General features: G+C 71.0%; 25 protein-coding genes and 1 pseudogene. 21 read left to right on the forward strand and 5 right to left on the reverse strand.

What is annotated here, in order from left to right; translation table 11 throughout:
* Positions 1-160: 160 nt before the first annotated feature.
* From DEW08_RS27385 to cybH, 18 genes and pseudogenes are all read left to right on the forward strand, one after another.
* Positions 161-400: a hypothetical protein gene (locus DEW08_RS27385; RefSeq protein WP_109333275.1), complete on the forward strand. Its 240-nt coding sequence runs from the start codon at positions 161-163 to the stop codon at positions 398-400.
* A gap of 102 nt (positions 401-502) precedes the next feature.
* Positions 503-787: a hypothetical protein gene (locus tag DEW08_RS27390; protein WP_109333277.1), complete on the forward strand. Its 285-nt coding sequence runs from the start codon at positions 503-505 to the stop codon at positions 785-787.
* 271 nt (positions 788-1,058) lie between these two features.
* Positions 1,059-1,670 (forward strand): HyaD/HybD family hydrogenase maturation endopeptidase, encoded by a 612-nt coding sequence (locus DEW08_RS27395; protein ID WP_109333279.1) that lies wholly within the window; start codon positions 1,059-1,061, stop codon positions 1,668-1,670.
* A 12-nt stretch (positions 1,671-1,682) separates the two neighbouring features.
* Entirely contained in the window at positions 1,683-2,006 is a 324-nt protein-coding gene (locus DEW08_RS27400) for a HypC/HybG/HupF family hydrogenase formation chaperone (RefSeq protein WP_109333281.1), read from the forward strand.
* Between the two features lie 9 nt (positions 2,007-2,015).
* Positions 2,016-2,510 (forward strand): thioredoxin domain-containing protein, encoded by a 495-nt coding sequence (locus DEW08_RS27405; protein ID WP_245987025.1) that lies wholly within the window; start codon positions 2,016-2,018, stop codon positions 2,508-2,510.
* A 13-nt stretch (positions 2,511-2,523) separates the two neighbouring features.
* A complete protein-coding gene (locus DEW08_RS27410) occupies positions 2,524-3,408 on the forward strand; it encodes a hydrogenase expression/formation protein (RefSeq protein ID WP_109333283.1) in 885 nt (294 codons plus the stop codon).
* Positions 3,405-4,298: a [NiFe]-hydrogenase assembly chaperone HybE gene (gene hybE, locus DEW08_RS27415; protein ID WP_109333285.1), complete on the forward strand. Its 894-nt coding sequence runs from the start codon at positions 3,405-3,407 to the stop codon at positions 4,296-4,298. Before DEW08_RS27410 ends, hybE begins: the two co-directional genes overlap by 4 nt.
* A complete protein-coding gene (locus tag DEW08_RS27420; RefSeq protein WP_109333287.1) occupies positions 4,295-5,314 on the forward strand; it encodes a nickel-dependent hydrogenase large subunit in 1,020 nt (339 codons plus the stop codon). The genes hybE and DEW08_RS27420 overlap by 4 nt, the downstream gene beginning before the upstream one ends.
* Before the next feature lie 9 nt (positions 5,315-5,323).
* Positions 5,324-5,665 carry a hydrogenase maturation nickel metallochaperone HypA gene (gene hypA, locus DEW08_RS27425; protein ID WP_109333289.1) on the forward strand — a complete coding sequence of 114 codons (342 nt, stop codon included), beginning with the start codon at positions 5,324-5,326 and terminating at the stop codon, positions 5,663-5,665.
* Positions 5,665-6,657 (forward strand): hydrogenase nickel incorporation protein HypB, encoded by a 993-nt coding sequence (hypB, locus tag DEW08_RS27430; protein WP_109333292.1) that lies wholly within the window; start codon positions 5,665-5,667, stop codon positions 6,655-6,657. Before hypA ends, hypB begins: the two co-directional genes overlap by 1 nt.
* Positions 6,658-6,663: 6 nt before the next feature.
* Positions 6,664-8,283, forward strand: a complete 1,620-nt coding sequence (locus DEW08_RS27435; protein WP_109333294.1) for a sigma-54-dependent transcriptional regulator — start codon at positions 6,664-6,666, stop codon at positions 8,281-8,283.
* A gap of 42 nt (positions 8,284-8,325) precedes the next feature.
* Entirely contained in the window at positions 8,326-8,604 is a 279-nt protein-coding gene (locus DEW08_RS27440; RefSeq protein WP_109333296.1) for a HypC/HybG/HupF family hydrogenase formation chaperone, read from the forward strand.
* Positions 8,604-9,743 (forward strand): hydrogenase formation protein HypD, encoded by a 1,140-nt coding sequence (gene hypD / locus DEW08_RS27445; RefSeq protein WP_109333298.1) that lies wholly within the window; start codon positions 8,604-8,606, stop codon positions 9,741-9,743. The genes DEW08_RS27440 and hypD overlap by 1 nt, the downstream gene beginning before the upstream one ends.
* The gene (hypE, locus tag DEW08_RS27450) at positions 9,740-10,816 is read left to right on the forward strand and encodes a hydrogenase expression/formation protein HypE (protein ID WP_109333300.1); all 1,077 of its coding nucleotides are present in this window, start codon (positions 9,740-9,742) and stop codon (positions 10,814-10,816) included. Before hypD ends, hypE begins: the two co-directional genes overlap by 4 nt.
* A 93-nt stretch (positions 10,817-10,909) precedes the next feature.
* The gene (locus DEW08_RS27455; RefSeq protein WP_109333303.1) at positions 10,910-11,473 is read left to right on the forward strand and encodes a HupE/UreJ family protein; all 564 of its coding nucleotides are present in this window, start codon (positions 10,910-10,912) and stop codon (positions 11,471-11,473) included.
* 304 nt (positions 11,474-11,777) lie between these two features.
* The gene (locus DEW08_RS27460; RefSeq protein ID WP_168220531.1) at positions 11,778-12,851 is read left to right on the forward strand and encodes a hydrogenase small subunit; all 1,074 of its coding nucleotides are present in this window, start codon (positions 11,778-11,780) and stop codon (positions 12,849-12,851) included.
* A gap of 2 nt (positions 12,852-12,853) precedes the next feature.
* A pseudogene (locus tag DEW08_RS27465) lies at positions 12,854-14,667 on the forward strand (nickel-dependent hydrogenase large subunit).
* Between the two features lie 25 nt (positions 14,668-14,692).
* Positions 14,693-15,463, forward strand: a complete 771-nt coding sequence (cybH, locus tag DEW08_RS27470) for a Ni/Fe-hydrogenase, b-type cytochrome subunit (RefSeq protein WP_109333305.1) — start codon at positions 14,693-14,695, stop codon at positions 15,461-15,463.
* A 74-nt stretch (positions 15,464-15,537) separates the two neighbouring features.
* On the opposite strand, the gene DEW08_RS27475 is transcribed toward cybH, so the two are convergent.
* From DEW08_RS27475 to DEW08_RS27490, 4 genes are all read right to left on the reverse strand, one after another.
* The gene (locus DEW08_RS27475) at positions 15,538-16,758 is read right to left on the reverse strand and encodes a hypothetical protein (protein ID WP_245987026.1); all 1,221 of its coding nucleotides are present in this window, start codon (positions 16,756-16,758) and stop codon (positions 15,538-15,540) included.
* A 96-nt stretch (positions 16,759-16,854) separates the two neighbouring features.
* Positions 16,855-17,322, reverse strand: a complete 468-nt coding sequence (locus DEW08_RS27480; protein ID WP_109333309.1) for a DoxX family protein — start codon at positions 17,320-17,322, stop codon at positions 16,855-16,857.
* 103 nt (positions 17,323-17,425) lie between these two features.
* Positions 17,426-19,663, reverse strand: coding sequence for a carbamoyltransferase HypF (gene hypF, locus DEW08_RS27485; RefSeq protein ID WP_109333311.1), 2,238 nt, complete (start codon positions 19,661-19,663; stop codon positions 17,426-17,428).
* The gene (locus tag DEW08_RS27490) at positions 19,663-20,658 is read right to left on the reverse strand and encodes a hydrogen peroxide-inducible genes activator (RefSeq protein ID WP_109333313.1); all 996 of its coding nucleotides are present in this window, start codon (positions 20,656-20,658) and stop codon (positions 19,663-19,665) included. The genes hypF and DEW08_RS27490 overlap by 1 nt, the downstream gene beginning before the upstream one ends.
* 220 nt (positions 20,659-20,878) lie before the next feature.
* Between DEW08_RS27490 and ahpC the strand changes: the two genes are divergently transcribed.
* From ahpC to DEW08_RS27505, 3 genes are all read left to right on the forward strand, one after another.
* The gene (ahpC, locus tag DEW08_RS27495; RefSeq protein ID WP_109333315.1) at positions 20,879-21,442 is read left to right on the forward strand and encodes an alkyl hydroperoxide reductase subunit C; all 564 of its coding nucleotides are present in this window, start codon (positions 20,879-20,881) and stop codon (positions 21,440-21,442) included.
* A gap of 255 nt (positions 21,443-21,697) precedes the next feature.
* On the forward strand, positions 21,698-23,299 hold the full coding sequence (gene ahpF / locus DEW08_RS27500; protein WP_109333317.1) for an alkyl hydroperoxide reductase subunit F: 1,602 nt from the start codon (positions 21,698-21,700) through the stop codon (positions 23,297-23,299).
* A gap of 175 nt (positions 23,300-23,474) precedes the next feature.
* Positions 23,475-24,461 (forward strand): sensor histidine kinase, encoded by a 987-nt coding sequence (locus DEW08_RS27505; RefSeq protein ID WP_109333319.1) that lies wholly within the window; start codon positions 23,475-23,477, stop codon positions 24,459-24,461.
* 36 nt (positions 24,462-24,497) lie between these two features.
* Here DEW08_RS27505 and DEW08_RS27510 read toward each other — a convergent pair whose 3' ends face one another.
* Entirely contained in the window at positions 24,498-26,597 is a 2,100-nt protein-coding gene (locus tag DEW08_RS27510; RefSeq protein ID WP_109333321.1) for a site-2 protease family protein, read from the reverse strand.
* Positions 26,598-26,599 lie beyond the last annotated feature (2 nt).

A 26,599-nucleotide genomic window follows, 5' to 3' on the forward strand; every position in this document is an offset into this window, starting at 1 on the left:
TTTCGTTTAATATTTGTGGGATTTGCCAACCGTTTCACAGTCCGCCGTGCAACTCCCGGTTCCTGCCGCTGTTTGCCGGAATGGCCCGGGCCGCGAACGGCCACGCGGCGAACGGCCAAACGGTGACTGGCCAAACGGCGACTGCCAAGGAGGCACGGTGATGGCGACGGGAAGCAGGGAGTTGTATCGCAGTTCCAACGGGGACCGCTGGTTGCTGGTCCGCGATGCCGATGCGGACCGGGCCGATGCGGACCGGCTGTTCGTCCGGCACGAGGCCAATGCGGCCTCCGGCGGGCACCGGGCGGAGATCGGGATCGCCGCCTTCCTCGCCGGCGGGCTGGGGCCGGAGCAACAGGCGCTGCTTCGGCTGATCGGCACGCTGGTGGAACCCGACGATTGAGACGACCGGTCAAACAGTTGGGACGGGGGGAAAAGTGCAAAAGGAGCGGATGCGATAACTTTCCCCCCATCGCAACCCGATTACCTCGGAAGGCCGCCCGCCATGTCCAGCCCTGCCACCCTGCAGAAGATCCAGGATCTTTTCACGCGCCACCCGGAGCTCGTCAGAGCCCTGCAGGCCATTCCGACCCGCGAGGCGTTCGTGCAGACGGTGACCGACATCGCGCGCGCCAACGGCGTTCCCGGCTCGGAGAAGGACGTGCGCCGGCAGATCGAGGAGGCGCTTGCCGAACGCGATCACGCGGACCAGGTGCCCATCCTCGACCTCTGCCCGATTGCCGCCTATACCCCCGCCTGCCCGCAGCCCATGGCCGGCCTGCGGCAATAATCCGTCCCGCCTGCATGAAGGATCGCCGGCCGGCAGGGGGCTTCCTCCGCCGGCAAGTTTCCGGCCAGACTGGCAAGTTGATTGCCATTCCGGCATCCGTCTGCAATGTTCATATCCACAATGGCTGAGCAGGCAAAGGAATGCCCCGGTTTTTGCCCGCCGGATCAAGGGGTTGCCCGCCCCGCCCCCGTGGCATGGAATTTGTAGACGAAACGCTCCGGGATAAGACGGGCCGCCAACGATGCGGTCCGCGACGGGAGAACGAACGGGAATGGCATCCGGCAACCGCATCCTGGTGCTCGGGATCGGCAACATCCTGTGGGCCGACGAGGGTTTCGGCGTCCGCACGGTGGAGCGTCTGGCCGAGGACTGGGCCTTTCCACCCGACGTCACGCTGATGGACGGCGGGACGCAGGGGCTCTACCTGCTGCCGCACCTGGAAACGGCGGACGTGCTGATCGTGGTGGACGCCATCGACTATGGCCTGCCGCCGGGCACCCGCCGGGTGTTCCGCGACGACGACGTGCCCGCCTTCCTCGGCGCCAAGAAGATGAGCCTGCACCAGACCGGCTTCCAGGAGGTGCTGGCGAGCGCCATGCTGCTCGGCCGCTGCCCGGGGCGGATGATCCTGGTCGGCGTCCAGCCGGAGGTGCTGGACGATTACGGCGGCGGCCTGACCGCGACCGTCGCCGCCGAGGTCGCCCCCACCGTCGACGCCATCCGCGCCATCCTGCGCGACGAGTTCGGCATCGAGGCGCAGCCGCGCCGGGCGGCGGCCGAAACCGCCGCCCCCGCCATCACCCGCGACGCCTACGAGAGCGGCCGCCCCAGCGCCGAGGAGGCCTGCCGCATCGGCGACCCCCGCGTGCTGGGCCTCGCCTGAGAAGGGCGGACCATGTGCATCGGCACGCCCCTGCGCATCGTCGCGGTCGACGGCATCGTCGGCACCGCGGAGGATGCGGCCGGCGCCCGCGTCGCGGTCGACCTGTCGCTGCTGCCCGAGGTGGGGCCGGGCGACTGGGTGCTCGATTTCCTCGGCGCCGCCCGCCGCCGGCTGGAGGAGGAGGAGGCGCTGCAGATCCGCGCCGCCCTCGACGCGCTGGCCGCGGCGATGAACGGGGGGAGCTTCGAGGACGGCTTCGCCGACCTGATCGACCGCGAACCCACCCTTCCCCCCCATCTGGAGGCGGCCCGTGCCGCCGGACTGACCGAGGCCTGAGCTCCCGCCATGACCGACCTCCCGCCCGACACCATGACCGACGGCGACGCCCCCGCGACCGACATCCCCGCCACCGACAGCGCCCCTGCCCGGCCGGCGAAGCCGGTCTTCCCGCTGCCGCCGGTGGTGGAGCGGCTGACCACGCAGCACGGCTATCCCCGGCTCGACGATCCGGCGGCCGGGCCGTGGCGCGGCGACGACGGCACCTGGGTCGTCTTCCTGCCCGGCCACGGCAAGGGCAACGGCGAGACGGCCGACGTCGCGGTGATCCTGCCCGAACTGGTGCGCACGGTGCGTCCGGCGCTGACCCCGGCGGTCGCCGGCCCGGCGGTGGAGCGCGCCCTGCTCGCCCGCACCGGGATGATGAGCCTGCCGGCGCTGGTCTTCCTGCGCGGCGACACGCTGCTCGGCACCATTGCGCGGGTGCGCGACTGGCAGGATTATCTGGAACGGATCGCCACCATTCTGTCGGGCGACGCCCCGGCCCCCACCCGGCTGCAGTGAAGGGACACGCGCCATGACCTCGTTCCTCGGCATGACCCGCCCGCCGGTCGGCTTCGGCCCCGGCAGCCAGCCCGACGCGGAGGAGGAGGGGCTGGAGTATCTGCCCATGCCGTCGGGCATGCGCATCTATGAACCGCATCTGCCGGAGGTGGCCGATCCCGCCCGCTCCGCCGCCGCGCTGGAGCTGCTGGAGCGGCTGCGCTCGGCGCTCGCCGGCTGGGCGGCGGGGCAGGAGATCCGCCTGCCGCTCGACGGGCTGGACGCCCCGGCGCTGTCCCTGGTGGACGAGGCGCTGGGCGAGGGCGAGGTCTCCGTCCTGGTCGAGCGGGCGGGCGACCGGCTGGAGATCCAGGAGGCCGCCCTGGCCGGGGTCTGGCGCGTGCGGCCGGCCGGGACGGGCGGACGGACGGGCGAGACCCTGCTGGTCGGCGCCTTCCCGCGGGTGGCGCTGAACCGCGCCTTCCCGGCGGCGGCCGGCCGGCGGCCGGCGGCGGAGGGGGCGCCGGCCGGGCTGATGAACGGCCTGCCGATCCTGGTGGAGCTGCTGGACCGCAGCGCCGCCTGGACGCGCGGCGACGCGCCCCATGCCGTCAATTTCAGCCTGCTGCCCCACACGCCGGAGGATCTGGCCTTCGTCGAGGAGCGGCTGGGCCAGGGGGCGACCACCATCCTGTCGCGCGGCTACGGCAACTGCCGCGTCACCGCCACGGCGACGCCCAACGTCTGGTGGGTGCGCTACTACAACTCGGTGGACACGCTGATCCTGAACACGGTGGAGATCGTCGACGTGCCCGCCGTGGTCTGCGCCGCGGCCGAGGACATCGCCGACAGCGCCGAGCGGCTGGGCGAGATCCTGTCCGCCATCGGCGGGTCCGGCCTGACCGGAGAGCGGGCATGACCGCGCCCTTCCCCGCCGGACGCTTCGAGGGCTCCTACCTCGGCGACGCCTCGCGCATCGGCGACGCCACGCGGATGGAGTGCAAGATCTGCTGGCACGTCTATGACCCGGCCGAAGGCTGCGAGGTCTGGCAGGTGCCGCCCGGCACGCCCTTCGCCGCCCTGCCGGAGGAATGGCGCTGCCCGGTCTGCGACGGCGCCCGCGACCAGTTCATGAGCCTGGACGCCGGCACGCCGGCACCGGACGGGCAGCCGGTTCCCCTTCCCGCCTCCCCGCTGGACGCCCCGCCGGACCCGGTGACGGCAGAGACGCCGGCCCGCCCGGCGGAGGCGATCCGGGCGCTGGAGGCGGTCTTCCGCGAGATCTACATCGGCCAGATGCGCGGCATCCCCATCGTGAACGACGCGCTGGCGGTCAAGGCGGTGGGCTTCCGCGCCTGGAACGGCCATTGGCTGGGGGCGCTGGTGACGCCCTGGTTCATGAACCTCGTCCTGCTGCCGGGCGGGGACGACGACTGGTCGGGCCTGACCCCCGGCGCCAAGGAGCTGGTGGAGTTCCCCTCCGGGTTCTACGAGTTCCTGCACGCCGACCGGGCGGGCGTCGGGCCGTACAAGGCCTGCTCGCTCTTCTCGCCGATGTTCGAGTTCACCACGATGCTGCAGGCGACGGAGACGGCGGCGGCGGCGCTGGTCGCCCTGTTCGACCCGTCGATCCGCGAGGACGGCGCCCGCACCGGCGAGATCCGCCGCCTGCGCGAGGCCGAGCTCGCCCCGCCGCCGGAAGACCCGGCGGCCACAGGGGCGCCGGCCGCCGGCGAGGCGGCCGTGGAAGGGGAGGAGGTGACGCGGCCGTCACGCCGCGCCGTGCTGACCTTCCAGAGGGCGTCTTGACGGCAGCGGGCGATCCGTCGGGCGATCCGTCGGGCGGTCTTCCGGACGGACTGGCCGGGCGGCTGGGCGTCGGGCTCGCGGTCGGGAACGGGGCCGTCCGGGTCCGCATCGACCACCGGCCGGGCCGGCCGGTCGCCGCGCTGCTCGTCGGCAAGCCGCGCGAGCAGGCCACGGTCCTCGTCCCCGCCGTGCTGAACCTCTGCGCCGTCGCCCACCGTCAGGCCGCCACCGCCGCCGTGGGGCTGGGCAGCGGCGATGCCGCCGGCACCCGGCAGGAGACGGTGCGCGACCATGCCATCGCCATCCTGCGGGACTGGCCGGCCTGCCTGGGCGCACCGGCCGAAGCGGGAGCGCTGCGCGTCGTCGGCGCCCTCGCCTCCGGACAGGCGGGAGCGGCCGACGCGCTGCGCCGCCAGATCGCCGGATCGTCGGCCGGGACGGGAGCGGAGCTGCGGCACTTCACCATTGCGGAGCTGGAGCGCTGGCTGGCGGCCGGGGAGACGGCGACCGTCCGGCTGCTGGCCGGGGTGCGGCGCGGCTTCGACCCGGCCTGGGGCCGCGCCGCCCTGCCCGCCCCCACGCTGCGCGATCTGGAGGAGGCCGCCCTGCCGGCCCGCGAGGTCACCTGCGCCGACCGGGTCCGCGGCATGCCGCTGCTGCAGGCGGTGGAGGCGGCGGAGGGGCGCAGCCTGTTCGCCCGGCTGCTCGGCCGCATCCTCGATCTGCTCGGCTGGCTGGAGGGCGGTCCCGGCCGGCCGGCGGAGCCGGCGCCGCCCGGCATCGGCCTCGCCGAGGCGTCGCGGGGGCTGCTGATCCACCGGGCGGTGCTGGACGGCGGGCGGATCGCCGGCTACCGCATCGTCACGCCGACCGACTGGAACCTCGCCGAGGGCGGATTGCTGCAGCGGATGCTGGCGAGCCTGCCGGCCGACGAGCGGCTGGAACCCGCCGCCCGGCTGGCCCTGGCCTGCGTCGATCCCTGCCTGCCGACCGACCTTCATTTGTATAGGGATTGATCTAGCCCAATGCATGAGATGGCGCTCTGCGAGAGCCTGCTGCAGGCGATGGAGGAGGCGGGCCGCTCCAACGGCTTCCACCGCGTGCGCCGCGTGCGGCTGGAGATCGGCCGTTTCGCCGGGGTGGAGGTCGAGGCTTTGCGCTTCGGCTTCGACGTGGTGATGCGCGGGTCGCTGGCGGAGGGGGCCGAGCTGGTGGTGCTGGAGATGCCGGGTCAGGCCTGGTGCTTCGACTGCTGCGAGACGGTGCCGCTCGGCCACCGGCTGGATCCCTGCCCCCGCTGCGGCGGGGAGCGGCTCCGGCCCAATGGCGGAACCGAGATGACGATCAAGGACCTGGAGGTTGAGTGATGTGCACGGTCTGCGGCTGTTCTGGCGCCACGGTCGGCGATAAGGACCACCCTCATGCCCACGGCCATGATCATCACCATCATGATCATGACCATGATCACGGACACGATCATCACCATGGGCATGACCACGACCATGGGCACGAGCATGACCACGGCCACGGGCATGACCATGGGCATGGGCACGCCCACCACCATCACGGCGAGGCCGGCCTGATCGACTATGGCGCCGGTCCGGCCCGCGCCCATGCGCCGGGCCTGTCGCAGACCCGGATGATCGAGATCGAGCGCGGCATCCTGTCGAAGAACGACGGCTATGCCGCCGCCAACCGCGCGCTGTTCGGGCGCAGCGGCATCTTCCCGGTCAACCTGCTGTCGAGCCCCGGCGCCGGCAAGACGACTCTGCTGGTCAGGACCCTGTCGGAGCTGGCCGGCCGCTGGCCGGTCGGGGTGATCGAGGGCGACCAGCAGACCTCCAACGACGCCGAGCGCATCCGCGCCACCGGCGTCGCCGCCGTGCAGATCAACACCGGCAAGGGCTGCCATCTCGACGCCCACATGGTCGGCCATGCCATGGAGAGCCTGCCGGCCCTGACCGCCGCGCAGGGCGGCGTGCTGTTCATCGAGAATGTCGGCAACCTCGTCTGCCCGGCCGCCTTCGACCTGGGCGAGGCCAAGCGCATCGTCCTGCTGTCGCTGACGGAGGGCGAGGACAAGCCCTTGAAATACCCGGACATCTTCGCCACCGCCGACCTCGTCCTGCTGACCAAGGCGGATCTGGCGCCGCATCTCGACGTCGATTTCGCCGCCATCGACCGGGCGCTGGGCCGCATCAACCCGAAGGCCGACCGGCTGCGCGTGTCGGCGCGCAGCGGCGAGGGCATGGCGGAGTGGATCGGCTGGCTGGAGGCGCAGCGCCGCGGCCATCTCGCCGCGCTGGCCGCCGAGGCCGAGGCGCGCGCCGCCGCCCTGCGGGCCGCGACCGCCGGGTAAGCCGCGATGGCCCTGCCGCCGCTCCCGACGCCGCCACAGCCGCCGTCGACCGCCGCCGTCCGCCCCGGCATCCTGGTGGTCGATGACGAGCCGCGCTCGGTCGAGGTGATCGCGCGCGTGCTGGACGAGGATTTCGAGGTGTTCACCGCGCTGTCGGCGGCGGAGGCGCTGCGCATCCTGGAGACGGAGTGGGTGCAGGTCGTCTTCTCCGACCAGCGGATGCCGGAGATGAGCGGGGTCGAGTTCCTGACCCAGGTGCGCGAGCGCTGGCCCGACGTGCTGCGCATCGTCATCACCGGCTACATCGATCCGGAAGACATCATCGGCGCCATCAACACGGCGGGCATCCACCAGTTCATCACCAAGCCCTGGCACCCCGACCATCTGCTGCTGACCGCGCGCAACGCCGCCCGGACCTACCAGCTCCAGCGCGAGCACGAGCGGCTGTCGAACGAGCTGAAGCTGGCCGCCGGGGTGGCCGAGAGCCGCGTCGCCTCGCGCCGCGAGCGGGTGCGCCGGCAGTACCGCTTCGACAGCCTGGTCCGCGCCCCCGGCAGCCCGATCGACGAGGTGTGCCGCAAGGCCGCCCAGGTCGCCGGCTTCAACGTGCCGGTGCTGGTGCTGGGCGAGACCGGCACCGGCAAGGAACTGCTGGCCCGCGCCATCCATTACGGCAGCCCGCGCGCCGACCGCCCCTTCTACGGCGAGAATTGCGGCGCCATCCCGGACGAGCTGCTGGAAAGCGAGCTGTTCGGCCACAAGAAGGGGGCCTTCACCGGCGCCCACACCAACCGGCTGGGCCTGCTGGAGCAGGCGGACGGCGGCACCATCTTCCTGGACGAGATCGGCGACATCTCCCCCGCCTTCCAGGTCAAGCTGCTGCGTTTCCTGCAGGAGGGCGAGATCCGCCCGGTCGGCTCCAACGAGACGAGGCGGGTCGACGTGCGGGTGATCGCCGCCACCCACCGCGACCTGACGGCGGAGGTGCGGGCCGGCCGCTTCCGCGAGGATCTCTATTACCGGCTCTGCACCATGACGCTGACCATGCCGCCGCTGCGCGACCATCCGGCGGACATCCCGGTGCTGGCGCGCCACATCCTGGACCGGCTGATGGCGGCGCACGGCAAGACGGTGAAGGGCTTCACCGGTGAGACGCTGGCCTGCCTGGAGGCCTATGGATGGCCGGGCAACGTCCGCGAGCTGCAGAACGAGATCATGCGCATGCTCGTCCTGTGCGAGGGCGACTGGCTGGGGGCGGAGCTGCTGTCCGACACGGTGCTGCGCGGCGCGGCGATGGCCGCCGGGGGCCGCCGCGGACACGCCGTCGACGGCGCCGCCGTCCGGGAGATTACCGCCAGCGGGATCGCCGTCCCCGGACCCGCGATCGACGGCCGGCCGCCGGGCGGGCCATGGGACGGCGCCGCCGCGCTGGAGGTTCTGGCACAGGGCGGGCCGCTGAAGACGCGGATCGAGCGGATCGAGGCCGGCATCCTGCTGGAGACGCTGGTGCGCTGCCGCTGGAACAAGAGCAGGGCCGCCGACGAACTCGGCTTGTCGCGCATGGGATTGCGCGCCAAGCTGGAGCGCTATGGGATCGAGCGCGGTCCGGCGGCGCAACGTCATTGACCGTCCCGGGGCGGGTCCCGGGCACAAGGAAGGAGCCAACCGATGTGTCTGGGCATTCCGGGGCGCATCGTCGCCATCACCGACGCGGAGGCCATGATGGCGACCGTCGACGTCTCGGGCGTGCGCCGCAGCGTCGACGTGACCTGCGTGGCGCCGAAGGACGGCCCGCTCGACGGGCTGGTCGGCCGCTGGACGCTGGTCCATGTCGGCTTCGCCATGAGCCTGATCGACGAGGAGGAGGCGAAGGCGACGCTCGCCATCCTGCATGAGATCGGCGAGGCGAACGCCGAGATCGCCGCCTTCGCCGGCGAGGTGGCGTGATGACCGCTCCCCTCACCGCCGGGGCCAACCCCTTCCAGGACCGCGAGACCGGCCGGCGCCTGATCGCCCGGATCGGCGAGAAGCTGGACAGGCTGGGCGCCACCGAGCGCAAGCCGGTCCGGCTGATGGAGATCTGCGGCGGCCACACCCACACCATCTTCCGCCACGGGCTGTCCGGCGTGCTGCCGGCCGGGCTGGAGTTCCTGCACGGGCCGGGCTGCCCGGTCTGCGTGCTGCCGATGGGCCGCATCGACGACTGCGTCGCCATCGCCGAGGACCCGCGCGTCATCTTCACCACTTTCGGCGACGCCATGCGCGTGCCGGGCTCGAAGAAGTCGCTGATGCAGGCGAAGGCCGACGGGGCCGACATCCGCATGGTCTATTCGCCGCTCGACGCGCTGGAGCTGGCGCGGCGCAACCCGGACCGCGAGGTGGTATTCTTCGGCCTCGGCTTCGAGACGACGATGCCCTCCACCGCGCTGACCGTGCTGAAGGCGGAGCGCGAGGGGATCGCCAACTTCTCGCTGTTCTGCAACCACATCACCATCATCCCGACCATCCGCGCGGTGCTGGACACGCCGGGCATGATGGTCGACGGCTTCATCGGGCCGGGCCATGTCAGCATGGTGATCGGGCTGAAGCCCTACCGCTTCATCGCCAGCCAGTACGACCGCCCGCTGGTGGTGACGGGGTTCGAGCCGCTGGACGTCCTGCAGTCCGTCTGGATGCTGCTGGACCAGATCGACCGCGGCGTGGTCGAGATCCAGAACCAGTACGCCCGCGTCGTGCCGGAGGAAGGCAACCCCCAGGCCAACGCCGCCATCGACGCGGTGTTCGAGACGCGGCCCTTCTTCGAATGGCGCGGCCTCGGCAGCATCGACGAATCCGGCGTCGCCATCCGCGAGCGCTTCGCCCGCTTCGACGCCGAGCGGCGCTTCGCCGTCCGGAGCCCGGCGGTCGCCGAGCCCGACTCCTGCCAGTGCGGCGGCGTGCTGACCGGCACGGTGAAGCCCTGGCAATGCCCGTTGTTCGGCGGCGCCTGCACGCCGGAAAGCCCGGTCGGCGCCCTGATGGTCTCCTCGGAAGGCGCCTGCGCCGCCTATCACCAGTATGGCGGCCTGCGCAAGGGTGCGGCATGAGCAGCAACGACAACCACTCCTCCCCCCGCGCCGCCGCTCCGCGGCGCCGCGTGCAGGTGCCGACCGTGACGATCGCCCACGGCGGCGGCGGCAGCGCCATGCGGGACCTGGTGGAGGACGTCTTCGTCGGCGCCTTCGGCGACGGCGGCGCGCCGCTGGAGGACCAGGCCCGGCTGCCGATGGCCGACCTGCTGGCGCGCGGCGACCGGCTGGCCTTCACCACCGACAGCTTCGTCGTGCATCCGCTGGAGTTCCCCGGCGGCGACATCGGCAAGCTGGCGGTCTGCGGCACGGTCAACGACCTGTCGGTCGGCGGGGCGGTGCCGGTGGCGCTGTCCTGCGCCGTGGTGATCGAGGAAGGGCTGGAGGTGGAGACGCTGCGCCGCATCGCGCGGTCCATCGCCGCGACGGCCGAGGCGGCGGGGGTCCGCGTGGTGACCGGCGACACCAAGGTGGTGGCGCGCGGCGCCTGCGACCGGCTGTTCATCAACACCAGCGGCGTCGGCGTCATCCGGCAGGGGCTGGAGCTCGGCATCGCCAACGCCCGGCCGGGCGACGCGGTGATCATCAACGGTCCGCTCGGCGACCATGGGGCCGCCATCCTGGCGGCGCGCGGCGAGCTGGCGATCGACGCCCCGGTGGCGAGCGACTGCGCACCGCTGAACGGGCTGATCGCCGCCCTGCTGGCCGCGGTTCCCGGCACGCGGCTGCTGCGCGACGCCACGCGCGGCGGGCTCGCCGCCGTCCTGAACGAGATGGCCGAGGCCTCGCGGGTCGGGGTCCGGCTGGACGAGGACGCCATCCCCGTCCGCGCCGAGGTGCGCGGATTCTGCGAGCTTCTCGGGCTCGATCCGCTCTATCTCGGCAACGAGGGCGTCGCCGTCGCCGTCGTCCCGGCCGATCGGGCGGACGCGGCGCTGGCGGCGCTGCACGCCCATCCGCTGGGCGCCATGGCCGCCCGCATCGGCACCGTCACCGACGAGCGGCCCGGCCGCGTCGTCATGGACACGCCCTTCGGCGGCACCCGCATGGTCGACCTGCTGGTCGGCGACCCGCTGCCCCGGATCTGCTGAGACCGGCTGCCGGCCTTGCCCGCCGGCACCCGCATCCCGTAACGCCGACCGGTCCCGACGAGCCGGCGCATCACCGTTCAGGAGAGTGATCCGATGACGATCAAGTCCGCGTCCGCCGCCCTTCGCGTGCTGTCCGCCGCCGCCGCGCTCACCATCGCCGCCGCCCCCGCGCTGGCCCACCCGGGGCATCTCGACGGAGCCGGCTTCCTCGACGGCATGGCGCACCCGGCCGGAGGCCTGGACCACCTGATCGCCATGATCACCGTCGGCGTCTATGGCACGATCATCGGCGGCAGGGCCATCCTGACGGTGCCCGGCGCCTTCCTGGCGGCGATGCTGGCCGGCGGCCTGCTGGCGATGCTGGGCATCGCGCTGCCGCTGGTCGAGCCGATGATCTACGCCTCGGTCGTCGTGCTGGCGATGCTGTGCGTCATGCCGATGTCGCGCACCGTGGGGATCGGCATCGCCTTCACCGGCTGGTTCGGCCTGTTCCACGGCTTCGCCCACGGGGCGGAGATGCCGGCCGACGCCACGGCGCTCGGCTATGCCGCCGGCTTCCTGCTGTCCACCGCCGCCCTGCATGCCGGCGGCATCGCCCTCGGCCTTGCGCTCCGCCTGCTGGTCGGCCGCAGCGAGGAGGCCGGCCAGCCGGTCTGACGGGCCGCCGGCAGCAGGCTTTGCAGAAGGCTCCGGCCGGAGGGCTTTGGGTGGTCCGCCATCCAAGGCCCTTTTTTCATGCCCGCCCGGCCGGAACCGGCAAGCTGCTTTCCACCCGCCCCGCCAAAGCGGCCATGCTCTTTCCAGCCGCGCCCGCCGCGCACCCCCGCCCCCCGCCCCCGGGCCGGCCCGCTCCATTGATTCCGCCGATTGTGCGTATGGCGGCACGAATATTGCCTATGACCTTCCGTCAAGCGCGTGAGCTTCAGCCGGCCGGCGCGCGGAAACGGGAGAAAACAAACCGATGGCAACGCTGGAAACCTTCTACGAGGTGATGCGGCGGCAGGGGATCACACGCCGTTCGTTCCTGAAATACTGTTCGCTGACCGCCGCCGCACTCGGGCTCGGGCCGGAGCTGGTGCCGCAGATCGTCCACGCCATGGAGACCAAGCCTCGCACGCCGGTCCTGTGGCTCCACGGTCTGGAATGCACCTGCTGCTCGGAGTCCTTCATCCGCTCGGCGCATCCGCTGGTGAAGGACGTCGTGCTGTCGATGATCTCGCTCGACTACGACGACACGCTGATGGCGTCGGCCGGCCATCAGGCCGAGGCGATCCTCGACGAGGTCATGGAGAAGTACAAGGGCAACTACATCCTGGCGGTCGAGGGCAACCCGCCGCTGAACGAGGACGGGATGTACTGCATCGTCGGCGGCAAGCCCTTCGTCGACCAGCTCCGCAAGGTTTCCCGCGACGCCAAGGCGATCATCTCCTGGGGCTCCTGCGCCAGCTTCGGCTGCGTCCAGGCGGCGCGCCCCAACCCGACCCGCGCCACCCCGGTGCATGAGGTCATCACCGACAAGCCGATCATCAAGGTGCCCGGCTGCCCGCCGATCGCCGAGGTGATGACCGGCGTCATCACCTACATGCTGACCTTCGAGCGCATCCCCGAGCTGGACCGCCAGGGCCGGCCGAAGATGTTCTACAGCCAGCGCATCCACGACAAATGCTACCGCCGGCCGCATTTCGACGCCGGCCAGTTCGTCGAGTCCTTCGACGACGAGGGGGCGCGCAAGGGCTACTGCCTCTACAAGGTGGGCTGCAAGGGCCCGACCACCTACAACGCCTGCTCGACCGTCCGCTGGAACGAGGGGACGAGCTTCCCCATCCAGGCCGGCCACGGCTGCATCGGCTGCTCCGAGGACGGCTTCTGGGACAAGGGCTCCTGGTACGCGCGCCAGACCGACATCCACGCCTTCGGCATCGAGGCGAACGCCGACGAGATCGGCACCACCGCCGCCATCGGGGTCGGCGGCGTCATCGCCGCGCATGCGGCCGTCAGCGCCCTGAAGCGCGCGCAGCACAAGGGAGACGTCTGACCATGGCCGTCGTGCAAACCCCCAACGGCTTCTCGCTCGACAACGGCGGCCGCCGCATCGTCGTCGATCCGGTCACCCGCATCGAAGGCCACATGCGCTGCGAGGTGAACGTCGACGGCGACAACGTCATCCGCAACGCGGTGTCCACCGGCACCATGTGGCGCGGGCTGGAAGTGATCCTGAAGGGCCGCGACCCGCGCGACGCCTGGGCCTTCGTCGAGCGCATCTGCGGCGTGTGCACCGGCTGCCATGCCCTGACCTCGGTGCGCGCGGTGGAGGATGCGCTGCAGATCCGCATCCCGAAGAACGCGCACCTGATCCGCGAGATCATGGCCAAGACGCTGCAGGTGCACGACCATATCGTGCACTTCTACCACCTGCATGCGCTGGACTGGGTCAACCCGGTGAACGCGCTGAAGGCCGACCCGCAGGCGACCTCGGCCCTGCAGCAGGCGGTGTCGCCGGCGCACCCCAAGTCCAGCCCCGGCTATTTCCGCGACGTGCAGACCCGGCTGAGGAAGTTCGTCGAATCGGGCCAGCTCGGCATCTTCAAGAACGGCTACTGGGACAACCCGGCCTACCGGCTGTCGCCGGAAGCCGACCTGATGGCGGTGACCCATTACCTGGAGGCGCTGGATCTCCAGAAGGACATCGTCAAGATCCACACCATCCTCGGCGGCAAGAACCCGCACCCCAACTACATGGTCGGCGGCGTGCCCTGCGCCATCAACATGGAAGGCACGGGGGCCGCGGGCGCGCCGCTGAACATGGAGCGGCTGAACTTCATCCGCGCCCGCATCGTCGAGGCGACGGCCTTCGTCGAGAACGTCTATCTGCCGGACGTGCTGGCCATCGCCAGCTTCTACAAGGACTGGCTCTACGGCGGCGGGCTGGCCGCGACCAACGTCATGGACTACGGCGACTACGAGAAGGTGCCGTACGACCATTCGACCTGCCAGCTCCCCGGCGGCGTGATCCTGAACGGCAACTGGAACGAGGTCCATCCCATCGACCCGCGCGACCCGGCGCAGGTGCAGGAGTTCGTCGCCCACAGCTGGTACACCTACGGCGACGACAGCAAGGGCCTGCACCCGTGGGACGGCGTCACCCAGGCGAAGTTCGAACTGGGGCCGAACGCCAAGGGCAGCCGCACCGATATCAAGGAGCTGGACGAGGCGGCGAAATACTCCTGGATCAAGGCGCCGCGCTGGCGCGGCCATGCGGTCGAGGTCGGGCCGCTGCCCCGCTACATCCTGGCCTATGCCCAGGGCGTCACCTACGTGAAGGACCAGATCACCGAATCGCTCGGCGCCTTCAACAAGCTGGCCGGCACCAGCTTCACACCGCAGCAGGCGCTGCCACCACCATCGGCCGCACGCTGGCCCGCGCGCTGGAATGCCAGTACTGCTGCAAGATGATGATGGACGACTGGGACGCCCTGATCGCCAACATCAAGGCCGGCGACACCGCCACCGCCAACGTCGAGAAGTGGGATCCCAAGACCTGGCCGAAGGAAGCCAAGGGGGTCGGCACCGTCGCGGCGCCGCGCGGCGGTCTCGGCCACTGGATCAGGATCAAGGACGGCAAGATCGAGAACTACCAGTGCGTCGTGCCGACCACCTGGAACGGCAGCCCGCGCGACCCCAAGGGCAACATCGGCGCCTTCGAGGCGTCGCTGCTGAACACGCCGATGGCCCGCCCGGACGAGCCGGTGGAGATCCTGCGCACGCTGCACAGCTTCGACCCGTGCCTTGCCTGCTCCACCCACGTCATGGCGCCGGACGGCGCCGAGCTGGCCCGCGTCACCGTGCGCTGACCGCTTTCACCGGAGGAACGACGCCATGTCCCCTCTCGACGACGCGAAGAAGGGTGCGGCGACCGCCGCCGCACCGGCGACCCCGCGCTTCCTGAAGGCGATCTATGTCTACGAGGTCCCGGTGCGCATCTGGCACTGGGTCAACGCGCTGGCGATCACCGTGCTGGCCGTCACCGGCTATCTGATCGCCAGCCCGCTGCCCAGCCAGCCGGGCGAGGCCAGCGCCAACTACCTGATGGGCTACATCCGCTTCGCCCATTTCGCCGCAGCCTACATCTTCGCCATCGGCTTCATCGGCCGCATCTACTGGGCCTTCGTCGGCAACCACCACTCCCGCCAGCTCTTCCGCTTCCCCTTCTGGAACACCGCCTGGTGGGGGGAGCTGATCCTGGAGGCGCGCTGGTACCTGTTCCTGGCGAAGAAGCCGAAGCTCTATGTCGGGCACAACCCGCTGGCGCAGTTCGCCATGTTCTGGTTCATCACGGTCGGCTGCACCTTCATGATCGTGACCGGCTTCGCGCTCTATGCCGAGGGCGCCGGCCAGGGAAGCTGGCAGGACAAGCTGTTCGGCTGGGTCATCCCGCTGTTCGGCCAGAGCCAGGACGTCCACACTTGGCACCATCTGGGCATGTGGGCGATCCTGCTGTTCGTGATGGTCCACGTCTACGCCGCGGTGCGCGAGGACATCATGTCCCGCCAGTCGATCATCTCCACCATGGTCAGCGGCGTGCGCACCTTCAAGGATTCGGAAATCCCCGCCGACGAGGTGGACCCGAACCGCCGCGCCGTGCGCTGACCCCGGCGGCAAGCCTGCATGAAAAAGGCCCTTCTCCCGGCGGAGAAGGGCCTTTTTTCATCCTGCCCGCCCCGTCAGGGCAGCGTCCGGCCGGTGAAGGGGTTCCAGCCCAGCGCCGCCAGCACCGCCCAGCCGGTGGCGCCGAGGTGCGGGCGGCGGAAATAGAGGAAGTCGTCGGTCCTGCTCTCCGGCCCGATGGCGAGGCCGGTGGTCAGCGTCGCCGGCCGCGTGGCGAACAGCAGGCCGCCGGGGCTGATCTCCTTCAGCAGTTCGGCGAACAGGCGATCCGCCTCGGCCGGCCGCCCGACCGCGCGATAGACCAGGGCCGCCTGTGCGGTGCCCTCCACCCACAGGCCGTCACGGTCGTCGTTGAAGTCGAAGCCGCCCTCGACGCCGTGCGCCCGCTCGGCATAGGCCAGCGCCGCCCGCCACTCCTCCGGCGCGCCGCGCAGCAGGATCGGCCAGAGCTGGGCGTCGAGCCCGGAGGTCGCCGTGCTGACGGTCACGCCGTCCGGCGCGGTGCCGATGGGGAAATGCCCGCCGCCGGCCGTCCACAGCGCGTCGAGGAAGCGCCGCGCCTCCCCCGCCGGGCCGGACCAGTCGGGGCCGAGCCGCTCGAACAGCGCGACGAGGTCGGTGTTGTGCTCGGTCGACTTCCAGGTCAGCGGCCGGGCCTGGCCGTCGAAGCCCTGTACCCCGCCGTTGAAGCCGCCGGGGCCGCGCGGGTCGCGGGTGTTGTCGACCACCCAGCGGGCGAGCGTCGCCGCCCCCTCGCGAAAGCGCTTCTCCCCGGTCTGGTCGGCCAGCGTCAGCAGGGCGAGCCCGGCCCAGGCGACGTTGCCGGTGGCGGTGCCGACCTGATAGGGGTCTTCCAGCCAGCGGTTCTCCGTCACGTCCCACCAGCCCATCGGCGGGATCGGCCGCTGCTTCTGCGCGCCGGCCCGGTAGGTGTTGCGCAGCCGCCCCTTGTAGCCGGCGCGGTCCAGGGTAACGGCGTCGAGCAGCGCCTCGCCGATGCGCAGGGCCTGGGCCTTCCTGCCGCAGGCGGACAGCGCCATGATGGCGAGCGCGTTGTCATAGGTGAAGGCGGCGTTGGACAGCGCCGGCTCCGAGGTCGGGCCGGGAGCGAAGGGGCTGTCGTAGCTGCGCAGGAAGACCGGGCCGCGGCCGGCGATCTCGTCCACCCGCGCCGCCAGCGCGGTGCAGCCCTTGGTTGCGAGATCCTCCGCCGGACCCGCCTGCGCCGCACCCGCCGCCACGCCTGTCGATGCCAGCAGGGCGGCACCCACCGCCATGCCCAACAGCCTGCCCGCCAATCCCATGCCCGATCCCGGCCTCTGCTCGTTTCCTGGAAGACCCGATATGGAGCGTGGGCTTGGCGTGCGCAACCTTTACGGCCTCCGGTGCAGCAGTGCGTCGATGGCGAAGCGGCCGCCGCCCGACGCCACCAGCGACAGCAGGCCGCCGATGATCGCGACATTCTTCATGAACTGGATCTGCTGCATCCTCATCGCCTCGGGCGCCACCTCCCAGTAGCGGTGGGCGATCAGCGTCGCGGCGACGGTGAAGCCGGCGACCGCCAGCGCCGCCAGCCGGGTCCAGGCGCCCAGCACCACGGCCAGGCCGCCGAAGAACTCCACGGCGGCGCCGATGGTGCCCAGCACGGCCGCCATCGGCACGCCCTGGCTTTCCAGCCCGCCGATGAAGCCGCCGAGGCTCATCAGCTTGCCGAAGCCGCTCTGCACGAAGATGGCGCCCAGCAGGACGCGGGCGGCGAGCAGCAACAGGTCCTGCCCGCCCACCGCCGTCCGGTCGATCCACCCGCCGCGCGCGCCGGTATCCAGCCGATCGTAGCTCATGTCCTCACTCCCGTGATTCCGGGGCCCCATGGTCGTGCGGCCCATGATCCTGCGGCAGGATGCCGCAGCATATCCGGAAGCTGGGACGCCTGCCGGCGGGCTTCTATTCCGTCGGAAGCGACGCGCAGGCCACCCAGGCCTGCCCCAGGCTGAGCCCGCCGTCGTTTGCCGGGGCCAGCCGCGGCAGCAGCGCCTCCACCCCCGCAGCGGCGAAGCCGGCGACGAGCCCTTCCGCCAGCACGCCGTTCATCAGGCAGCCGCCGGACAGCACCACCCGGCCCATCCGACGCTCCGCCAGGACCGGCAGCGTCCAGTCCAGCAGGGCGGCGACCAGGGTGCCATGGAAGAGGTCGGCGCCCTCCGCCGCGTCCGCCGCCGACAGCAGCCGCTCCATCAGCGGGGAGAGGTCGAGGCGGCCACCCTCGACCCGCCAGGTGCCGTCGGCGACGCGGGGACGGCGGACGAGAGACTCGAGCGTCATCGGTGCCTCGCCTTCGAAGCCGGCCACCGGCCGCACGCCGAGCAGGCCGCAGGCGGCATCGAACCAGCGCCCGCAGGAGCTGGTCGGCGGCGCGTTCAGCCCGGCCTCGATCATCCGCCGCACCCCCTCGGCCGGCCCATGGGAGGCGAAACGGGGGACGATCTCGTCGCCACGGCCGAGCCGGGCGAGCGCTGCGGCGGCCATGCGCCAGGGCTGGCGCGCCGCGAGGTCGCCGCCGGGCTGGGCGAGCGGGGCGAGATGGCCGAGCCGCTCCATCCGCGCGCCCTCGACCAGCAGCATCTCCCCACCCCAGGAACCGCCGTCCGCCCCCAGCCCGAACCCGTCGAGCGCCAGCCCCAGCGCCGGCCCCTCCACGCGATGCTCCGCCAGCACCGCGGCCACATGGGCATGGTGGTGCTGGACGGGAACCGCCGGCAGGCCGGTGGCGAGCGCGAAGCGGGTGGAGTGGAAGTCCGGATGGAGGTCGTGCGCCACCGCCACCGGTTCCACCCCCAGCACATGGGTGAGATGGGCGACCGTCTCCTCCAGGAAGTCCAGGGTCGCCGGATTGTCGAGGTCGCCGATGTGCTGCGACAGGAAGGCCTCGTCGCCGCGGATCAGGCAGATGGTCGCCTTCAGATGTCCGCCGACCGCCAGCAGCGGCGGCACGCGGCGCGCCAGCCTGATCGGCTCCGGAACATGGCCTCGGCCGCGGCGCAGGAAGGCGGGCGCCCCGGCCAGCTTGCGCACCACCGAGTCGTCGGCGCGGATCAGGATGTCGCGGTCATGATCGACGATCAGGTCGGCGATGCCGTCCAGGCGCCGCCGCGCCTCCTCGTTGCCGATGGCGAGCGGTTCGCCGCCGGGATTGGCCGAGGTCATCACCAGGGTCAGCGGCTGCGCCCGCTCCAGCCACGCCACGCCGTCCGGACGCCCGGCCGCCTCGTGGAACAGCAGATAATGGATCGGCGTGTAGGGCAGCATGACGCCCAGCCACGCCAGCCCCGGCGCGATGTCCGGCGCCAGGGCTGGACCGTCGCCCCGCCGGCGCAGCAGGACGATGGGCCGCGCCACCCCCTCCAGCAGCCGCCGTTCGTCGGGGTCGAGATGGACCAGCCGTTCGGCCGAGGCCGCGTTGGCGACCATGACGGCGAAGGGCTTGTCGTTGCGCTGCTTCACCCGGCGCAGCCGCTCCACCGCGTCGGTCCGCGCGGCGTCGCAGGCGAGGTGGAAACCGCCCAGCCCCTTGATGGCAACGATCCTGCCGGCCAGCAGGGCCGCCAGGATCGCGTCCGGCGGATGGGACAGGCGCGGGCCGCAGACCGGGCAGGCGGTGGGCTGGGCATGGAAGCGGCGGTCGGACGGGTCGGCATACTCCGCCGCGCAGGCCGGGCAGAGCGGGAAGCGCGCCATCGCCGTCTGCGGCCGGTCGTAGGGCAGCCGCCGCGTGATGGTGTAGCGCGGACCGCAATGGGTGCAGTTGAGGAAGGGGTAGCGGTAGCGGCGGTCGGACGGATCGAACAGCTCGGCCAGGCAGGCCGGGCAGACGGCGGCGTCCGGCCCGATTCCCGTGGCGACCGGGCCGCCGCTCTCGCTGTGGCGGATGGCGAAGCCGCTCTCCTCCGGCTCGACCGGACGGGGCGACGCCTCGACCCGATCGATGCGGGAGAGCGGCGGCGCCTCGGCCGACAGGGCGGCGAGGAAGGCGGCGGCGGCCTCCCCCTGCACCTCCAGCAGGACGCCGTCGGTGTCGTTCAGCACCCAGCCGGTCAGGCCGAACCGGCGGGCCAGCGCATGGACATGCGGGCGGAAGCCCACCCCCTGCACCCGGCCGCGCACCCTGACGCGAAGCCGCTCCATCAGGCGGCCTCGGTCGCCGGGGCGGGCTGCGCCGCGGCGGCCGGTCCGTCCTTGTCCGAGGCACCCCTTTCTGTGGCGCCCCTCTCCGTGGCGCCCTCCTCCATGGCGCCCCTCAGCGCCTCGGCCAGCCGGCGGAAGGCCTCCTTGCGGCCGGAGGTGCGGCGCCAGACGAGGCCGATGCGGCGGAAGGGGCGATGCCCGTCGAGCGGCCGCGCCACCAGATCCAGCCCGCGCAGGATGCCCGAATCGAGCGCCATCTGCGGCAACAGGGTCACTCCCAGCCCGTTGGCCACCATCTGGACCAGCGTGTGAAGGCTGGTACCCTGGAAGGTGGCGTTGCGCCGCCCGTCCTCCAGCGCGCAGGCGGCCAGCGCATGGTCGCGCAGACAATGCCCGTCTTCCAGCAGCAACAGATCCTCCATCGCCACGTCGCTGGGATGGGCGGCGGGCGCGCTGCTCAGCCGGTGGCCGGCGGGGCAGACGACCGAGAAGCGGTCCTCCGCGATGTCCAGCATCTCGACGTCGCCGGCCGGGTACGGCAGGGCCAGCAGCGCCGCGTCCAGCTCCCCCGTCTCGAGTCGGGCCAGCAGGCGGGCGGTCTGGTCCTCGCGCAGGTAGAGCTTCAGGTTGGGGAAGGTCTCGCGCAGCACCGGCATGACGCGCGGGATCATGAAGGGGCCGATCGTCGGGATGACGCCGAGATGCAAGGGGCCCGACATCGGATCCTCGGCGGCGCGCGCCATGTCCACCAGATCCTCCGCCCCCTTCAGCAGCAGCCGCGCCCGCTCGGCGATCTCGCGGCCCAGCGGAGTCGGCAGGACGGAGCGTCGCGTCCGCTCCAGCAGGGGGGTGCCCAGCAGCTCCTCCAGCTCCTGGATGCTGGCCGAGAGCGTGGACTGGCTGACGAGGCAGGCCTCCGCCGCCTGGCCGAAATGGCAGCGGTCGACGACGGCGACGAGGTAGCGGAGCTGGCGGAGCGTGGGAAGCGGTTTCATGCCCCGATATGTGATCGTTTTTTCCGATCAGTGCAATCGGTATTTTATGCTTTTCCCTGTCACCGGATTCCCCTATCTCTTCAGCGGTCAACGAGCCAACGAAAAAGGAGGCCGGCTCCCAGCGGACTGACGCAGATCGGGAACCCCGGAGGGTCCCGCCGGTTGCGGACAGGATGCCGGGATGACGTGCAATCCGACCATTATCCCACTGGAGAAGTAAATGTCCTTGATCAACACCGAGATTAAGCCGTTTAAGGCCACCGCCTTCAAGAATGGCAAGTTCATCGATGTGACCGATGCCGATCTGAAGGGCAAGTGGTCGGTTGTGTTCTTCTATCCGGCCGATTTCACCTTCGTCTGCCCGACCGAGCTCGAGGATCTGGCCGACAACTACGCCGAGTTCCAGAAGCTGGGCGTCGAGATCTACAGCGTGTCGACCGACACCCACTTCTGTCACAAGGCCTGGCACGACACCTCGCCGGCGATCCAGAAGATCCAGTACACCATGGTCGGCGACCCGACCGGCACCATCACCCGCAACTTCGAGGTGATGATCGAGGAGGTCGGCCTGGCCGACCGCGGCACCTTCGTCGTCGACCCGAACGGCAAGATCCAGATCGTCGAGATCACCGCCGGCGGCGTCGGCCGCAGCGCCACCGAGCTGCTGCGCAAGGTGAAGGCCGCCCAGTACGTCGCCTCGCACCCGGGCGAGGTCTGCCCGGCCAAGTGGGAGGAGGGCCAGAAGACCCTCGCCCCGTCGCTCGACCTGGTCGGCAAGATCTAAGGTCCGCGAAGGGTACCCGGCCGGCAGATCGCCGGCCGGTCGCGACAGTCGAACCGCTGTCGGCGGTCGACGGCTCCGGGGCCCGCACTCTTCGGCCCCGGAGGCCGGCCGCGAGAACACCCCGAGGATCCGATGTCCGGACGGTCCGGACGCGGGGGATCCTCCGGTAACGGGATTTCGAGAGTCTGGACCGCCCGGCCGCCCGCCGACGCCTGCCAGACGCGTTAAAAAGAACGGCCGCGGGAGCCACTTTCCATGCTTGACGCAAATCTGAAGACCCAGCTGCGGGGCTATCTGGAGCGCATCAGCCAGCCGATCGAGCTGGTCGCCTCGCTCGACGACGGTGCCAAGTCGCAGGAACTGCAGGGGCTGCTCGAGGACATCGCGTCCCTGTCCGACAAGATCACGCTGGTGCGCCGCGACGACGACGCGCGCAAGCCGTCCTTCTCCATCCACCGCGTCGGCACCGACATCGCCGTGCGCTTCGCCGGCCTGCCGATGGGCCACGAATTCAACTCGCTCGTCCTCGCCCTGCTCCAGGTCGGCGGCCATCCGTCGAAGGAATCGGCCGAGCTGATCGAGCAGATCAAGGACCTCGACGGCGACTACCGCTTCGAGACCTATTTCTCGCTGTCCTGCCAGAACTGCCCCGACGTGGTGCAGGCGCTGAACCTGATGAGCGCGCTCAACCCGCGGATCCGGCATGTCGCCATCGACGGCGCCCTGTTCCCGGAGGAGGTCGAGAAGCGCCAGGTCATGGCCGTCCCGACCGTCTTCCTGAACGGCGAGCCGTTCGCCCAGGGCCGCATGGGGCTGGAGCAGATCGTCGCCAAGCTCGACAGCGGCGCCGTGGAGCGCGAGGCCGCCAAGATCCGGACCAAGGCGCCGTTCGACGTGCTGGTGATCGGCGGCGGCCCGGCCGGCGCCTCGGCCGCGATCTACGCCGCCCGCAAGGGCATCCGCACCGGCATCGCGGCGGAGCGCTTCGGCGGCCAGGTGCTCGACACCATGGCGATCGAGAACTTCATCTCCGTCCCGCACACCGAGGGGCCGAAGCTGGCCGCCGCGCTGGAGCAGCACGTCAAGGACTATGAGGTCGACGTGATGAACCTGCAGCGCGCCGAGGCGCTGGTCCCGGCCGCCGTGCCGGGCGGGCTGATCGAGGTGCGGCTGGCCGGCGGCGCCACGCTGAAGTCGCGGACCGTCATCCTGTCCACCGGCGCGCGCTGGCGGCAGATGAACGTCCCGGGCGAGAGCGAGTACCGCAACAAGGGCGTCGCCTACTGCCCGCACTGCGACGGCCCGCTGTTCAAGGGCAAGCGCGTGGCGGTGATCGGCGGCGGCAATTCCGGCGTCGAGGCGGCCATCGACCTCGCCGGCATCGTCGCCCAGGTGACGCTGATCGAGTTCGACAGCCAGCTCCGCGCCGACGCGGTGCTGCAGCGCAAGCTGCACTCCCTGCCGAACGTCACGGTCGTCACCTCGGGCCAGACGACCGAGGTCCATGGCGACGGCAGCAAGGTGACCGGCCTCAGCTACAAGGACCGCAACAGCGGCGAGCTGAAGCGGATCGACCTGGAGGGCATCTTCGTGCAGATCGGCCTCGTCCCCAACACCGAGTGGCTGAAGGGCACCATCGCCCTGACCCCGCGCGGCGAGATCGAGGTGGATGCCCGCGGCCAGACCTCCGTCCCCGGCGTGTTCGCCGCCGGCGACGCCACGACCGTGCCCTACAAGCAGATCGTGATCGCCATGGGCGAGGGGTCCAAGGCGGCGCTGTCGGCCTTCGATTACCTGATCCGCACCCCTGCGGCGGAAGAACCCCGCGCCGTCGCGGCGGCCGAAGCGGTCGGGTAAGCGGTTCCGGCGCCCCCACGCCGCGCAACCGCCCAGGCGCACCCTCCTGCCCCGCCCCGGGCAGGAGGGTGCCGCCGTTTCACGCCAAAGGAGAATACCCTGGCAGGACAGGTTATTTCCGGTTTAGCAGCACCATATTCTGACGGGCGGCGCGACGGACGGAGAGGGGCAGTGCATGCGGTGGCTGATGTGGTTGGCATCCCGGCCGACTCCGCCGATCGGCTACGGCCTTGCGATCCTGGCCTTCCTGCTGGCACTGCTGATGCGCCTGTCTCTCCAGGGCATCCTGCCGCCCGGATTCCCCTACCTGACCTTCTTCCCGGCGGTGATCCTGACCGCCTTCGTCGCCGGCACCGGGCCGGGCATCCTGTGCGCCCTGCTGAGCGGGTTCGGCGCCTGGATCTGGTTCATCTCGCCGGACGAAGTACTCTCGACGCGACCGGATAAGCTGCTGGCGATCAGCTTCTATGTCTTCATCGTCGGCATCGATATCGCTATCATCCACGCGATGCGACGCGCTCTTCAACGGTTGCGCGCGGAGATGGAGGTGTCCGCCCGGCTCGCCGATCGGCAGGGCACCCTGTTCTCCGAGCTGCAGCACCGCGTCGCCAACAACCTGACCTTCGTGATCTCGCTCTTGACCTTGCAAAAGAACCGCATCGCCACCGAACCGGACGCCGCCGTGTCGATCTTCGATTCGGCCGTCCACCGCCTGGGCGTCATGGGCCGCATGCACCGCCGGCTGCACAGCCCGGAGGCGCTCGACCAGCCGATAGGCACCTATATCCGGGCGCTGTGCGACGACCTGATCGAGGCGACGGGCGCCGCCAACGTCATCTGCGACGTCGCGGCGGATCCCGTCCGGCTGGACCTGTCGCAGCTCACGACACTGTCGCTGCTGCTGGCGGAGCTGGTCACCAACTCCCTGAAGCACGCCTTCCCGGAGGGTGTGCGCGGCACGATCTACATCGAGCTGAAGCGGCTGGACACCAAGAACGTGCTGCTCGCCGTGTCGGACGACGGGCCGGGAATGCCGGAGGGCCGGCCGACCGGCGCCTCGCTCGGCACGGGGATCGTGCGGGGCCTCGCCAACCAGCTCGACGCCGACCTGATCCTTCCCCGCACCGGCGAGAGCATGACCCGGCTGGTGTTCGTGGCCTGACCGGCGCGCCGGACTGCGCGACCTGCCGCCGCCGGCTCACAAGCCGCTCTCGCGGATCAGCAGCGAGGCGGCCGAGCGCAGGAAATCGCCCATCAGCGACTTCGGCGCCCCGGACAGGACCAGACTGCCCCGCAGCAGCGCCGCGGCCTGCGGCGGCTGATCGTCGGGCAGCGACAGGGTGACGCGGTAGATCGCCGTCTCCGGGACCGGGCCGCCGGCGGTATCGCGCACCAGGATGCGGCCGCCGGAGGTCGATCCGAGGATGCCGTCCGAGAGGACGCGCGTCGCGTCGCGGTCGATGGCCGCCACGGTCAGGCGCCGGACGTCCAGCCCGGAATGCTCCGGGTAGAAGCGCGCGGCGTCGCCGACGCGGACGCGGGCCAGGTCCGCCTCCGGCAGGTAGGTGACCACCTGCCAGCGCCGCCCGTCGAGCAGCGTGGCGATGGTTTCGTTCTTCTTGATCCAGTTGCCCGGCCTCAAGGACAGGTCGGACAGGAAAACCGTGCCGTCGGCCGGCGCCTTGATCTGGAAGCGGCTCCGCTCCGCGCTGACGCCGACGATCTCCGCCGCCAGCCGGGCCCGCGTCGCCTGGATCGTCCCCAGCTTCTCGCGCAGGTCGCCGTTCACCCCGGCGGCGGCGGTCTGCCAGCTCGTGGTTGCCGCCTGGATCTCCTTGGCGCGGTGCTTGTAGTCGAGGTCGGGGGAGTCGAGCTCGAACAGGATGTCGTCCTTCGCCACCGCGGCGCCCGACGCGACCGGCATGGCGACCACCCGGGCGGCCTCCGGCACGATGATCGAGTAGTAGCCCACCGGACGCAGCAGGCCCTGGGCGTGGATGCGGCTGTCCCAGGGGACGAGCGCCACCGCCGCCAGGGCCGCCAGCACCCCCAGGGTCGCCAGGAAGCGTGCGGAGCGGGCAATGCGCCCCATGGTCTTTCCCCACATGGAAAGCTCCCTCCAAACCGGCTGAAGGATGAAGACCCAGAGTTCGATGGCGCCGAGAAGGGGGCCGACCGGCTTGGGTGCCAGGTTGTAGACCAGGATGGCGATGCCGCCGAACACCACCAGCCGGTAGGCCCAGGTGGCATAGGCGAACAGCACCATGCCGCGCCGCTGCCCGGCCGGCAGCGCCTCCGGCGGCGGGTCGCCCAGTCCGAACAGCAGCTCCCGCAGCCTCCAGCGGCCCATTGCGGAGGCGCGCTGATGAAGGTTGGCGAGCCCCGTCCAGTCCATCAGCATGAAATAGCCGTCGAACCGCATGAAGGGCGAGGCGTTGACGGCGACCGTCGTCACCCAGGTCGTCGTCGCCAGCATGAACATCATGCCGCGGAACGCACCGTCGGGCGCCAGCGCCCAGAACAGCGTCGCCCAGGCGGCCAGCAGGATCTCCGTCCGGATGCCGGCGAAGCCGACCGCCAGCCTCTTGCGCCGGTCGTCGAGCTTCCAGACCTCGTTGACGTCGGTATAGGCGACGGGAAACAGCACGAGGAAGGCCACGCCCATCGCTGGCACCCGGCAGCCGAACCGCTTGGCCGTATAGGCGTGGCCGAGCTCATGCAGGAGCTTGGCGAAGACCAGCGCGACCATGAAGCCGGCGACCCCCTCCATCGAGAAGGTATCGACCAGGGTGGTGACGAAATGCTCCCACTGGCGCGAGGTCTCGAACAGCCCGACCGCCAGCGCCAGCAGCGTCAGCATCATGAAGCTCCGGGAGAACAGCGGTTCCACCCACGGCAGCGTGCGCGCCAGCCAGCGGTCGGGGCGCCAGAGCGGGACGCGGAAGAACAGGTAATGGTGCAGCAGCCACCGGCCGGGCCTCGCCCTGCGCTTTTCAGCCTGCTGGCGGAGCCGGGCCGTCTGTTGCGGGCGGTCGCTGCGGACCAGTTCATTCTCCAGCAGGAAGCGTTCGACGGCCTTCACGTCCTCCAGCTCGGCCTGAAGGGGGGTGCCTTCGTTCAGGGAGGCGAGGATGGCGCCGGGTTCGCCCAGCGTCCACCGGCACAGGATCTCGAAGCTCGGCCAGTCGATGCTGAAGAAGACGTTGCGGACGGGATCATGCAGCGACCAGGTCGGCGCCCCGTCCGCCGTCCGCGGGCCGGAATAGAGGACGAGCTCGTCACGCAGGTGGGGCAGCACGG

Source organism: Azospirillum thermophilum, assembly GCF_003130795.1.
GTDB lineage: Bacteria > Pseudomonadota > Alphaproteobacteria > Azospirillales > Azospirillaceae > Azospirillum > Azospirillum thermophilum.

What these genes read in the sequence shown, in the direction of transcription:
- DEW08_RS27410 (WP_109333283.1), top strand. Translation starts at nt 2,524, where the DNA reads ATGACCTCGTTCCTCGGCATGACCCGCCCGCCGGTCGGCTTCGGCCCC.
- cybH (WP_109333305.1), top strand. Translation starts at nt 14,693, where the DNA reads ATGTCCCCTCTCGACGACGCGAAGAAGGGTGCGGCGACCGCCGCCGCA.
- DEW08_RS27400 (WP_109333281.1), top strand. Translation starts at nt 1,683, where the DNA reads ATGTGCATCGGCACGCCCCTGCGCATCGTCGCGGTCGACGGCATCGTC.
- DEW08_RS27455 (WP_109333303.1), top strand. Translation starts at nt 10,910, where the DNA reads ATGACGATCAAGTCCGCGTCCGCCGCCCTTCGCGTGCTGTCCGCCGCC.
- DEW08_RS27460 (WP_168220531.1), top strand. Translation starts at nt 11,778, where the DNA reads ATGGCAACGCTGGAAACCTTCTACGAGGTGATGCGGCGGCAGGGGATC.
- hypF (WP_109333311.1), bottom strand. Translation starts at nt 19,663, where the DNA reads ATGGAGCGGCTTCGCGTCAGGGTGCGCGGCCGGGTGCAGGGGGTGGGC.
- hybE (WP_109333285.1), top strand. Translation starts at nt 3,405, where the DNA reads ATGACCGCGCCCTTCCCCGCCGGACGCTTCGAGGGCTCCTACCTCGGC.
- hypA (WP_109333289.1), top strand. Translation starts at nt 5,324, where the DNA reads ATGCATGAGATGGCGCTCTGCGAGAGCCTGCTGCAGGCGATGGAGGAG.
- ahpC (WP_109333315.1), top strand. Translation starts at nt 20,879, where the DNA reads ATGTCCTTGATCAACACCGAGATTAAGCCGTTTAAGGCCACCGCCTTC.
- DEW08_RS27395 (WP_109333279.1), top strand. Translation starts at nt 1,059, where the DNA reads ATGGCATCCGGCAACCGCATCCTGGTGCTCGGGATCGGCAACATCCTG.
- DEW08_RS27475 (WP_245987026.1), bottom strand. Translation starts at nt 16,758, where the DNA reads ATGGCGGTGGGTGCCGCCCTGCTGGCATCGACAGGCGTGGCGGCGGGT.
- hypE (WP_109333300.1), top strand. Translation starts at nt 9,740, where the DNA reads ATGAGCAGCAACGACAACCACTCCTCCCCCCGCGCCGCCGCTCCGCGG.
- DEW08_RS27405 (WP_245987025.1), top strand. Translation starts at nt 2,016, where the DNA reads ATGACCGACCTCCCGCCCGACACCATGACCGACGGCGACGCCCCCGCG.
- ahpF (WP_109333317.1), top strand. Translation starts at nt 21,698, where the DNA reads ATGCTTGACGCAAATCTGAAGACCCAGCTGCGGGGCTATCTGGAGCGC.
- DEW08_RS27490 (WP_109333313.1), bottom strand. Translation starts at nt 20,658, where the DNA reads ATGAAACCGCTTCCCACGCTCCGCCAGCTCCGCTACCTCGTCGCCGTC.
- DEW08_RS27390 (WP_109333277.1), top strand. Translation starts at nt 503, where the DNA reads ATGTCCAGCCCTGCCACCCTGCAGAAGATCCAGGATCTTTTCACGCGC.
- DEW08_RS27385 (WP_109333275.1), top strand. Translation starts at nt 161, where the DNA reads ATGGCGACGGGAAGCAGGGAGTTGTATCGCAGTTCCAACGGGGACCGC.
- DEW08_RS27480 (WP_109333309.1), bottom strand. Translation starts at nt 17,322, where the DNA reads ATGAGCTACGATCGGCTGGATACCGGCGCGCGCGGCGGGTGGATCGAC.
- hypB (WP_109333292.1), top strand. Translation starts at nt 5,665, where the DNA reads ATGTGCACGGTCTGCGGCTGTTCTGGCGCCACGGTCGGCGATAAGGAC.
- DEW08_RS27505 (WP_109333319.1), top strand. Translation starts at nt 23,475, where the DNA reads ATGCGGTGGCTGATGTGGTTGGCATCCCGGCCGACTCCGCCGATCGGC.
- hypD (WP_109333298.1), top strand. Translation starts at nt 8,604, where the DNA reads ATGACCGCTCCCCTCACCGCCGGGGCCAACCCCTTCCAGGACCGCGAG.
- DEW08_RS27435 (WP_109333294.1), top strand. Translation starts at nt 6,664, where the DNA reads ATGGCCCTGCCGCCGCTCCCGACGCCGCCACAGCCGCCGTCGACCGCC.
- DEW08_RS27440 (WP_109333296.1), top strand. Translation starts at nt 8,326, where the DNA reads ATGTGTCTGGGCATTCCGGGGCGCATCGTCGCCATCACCGACGCGGAG.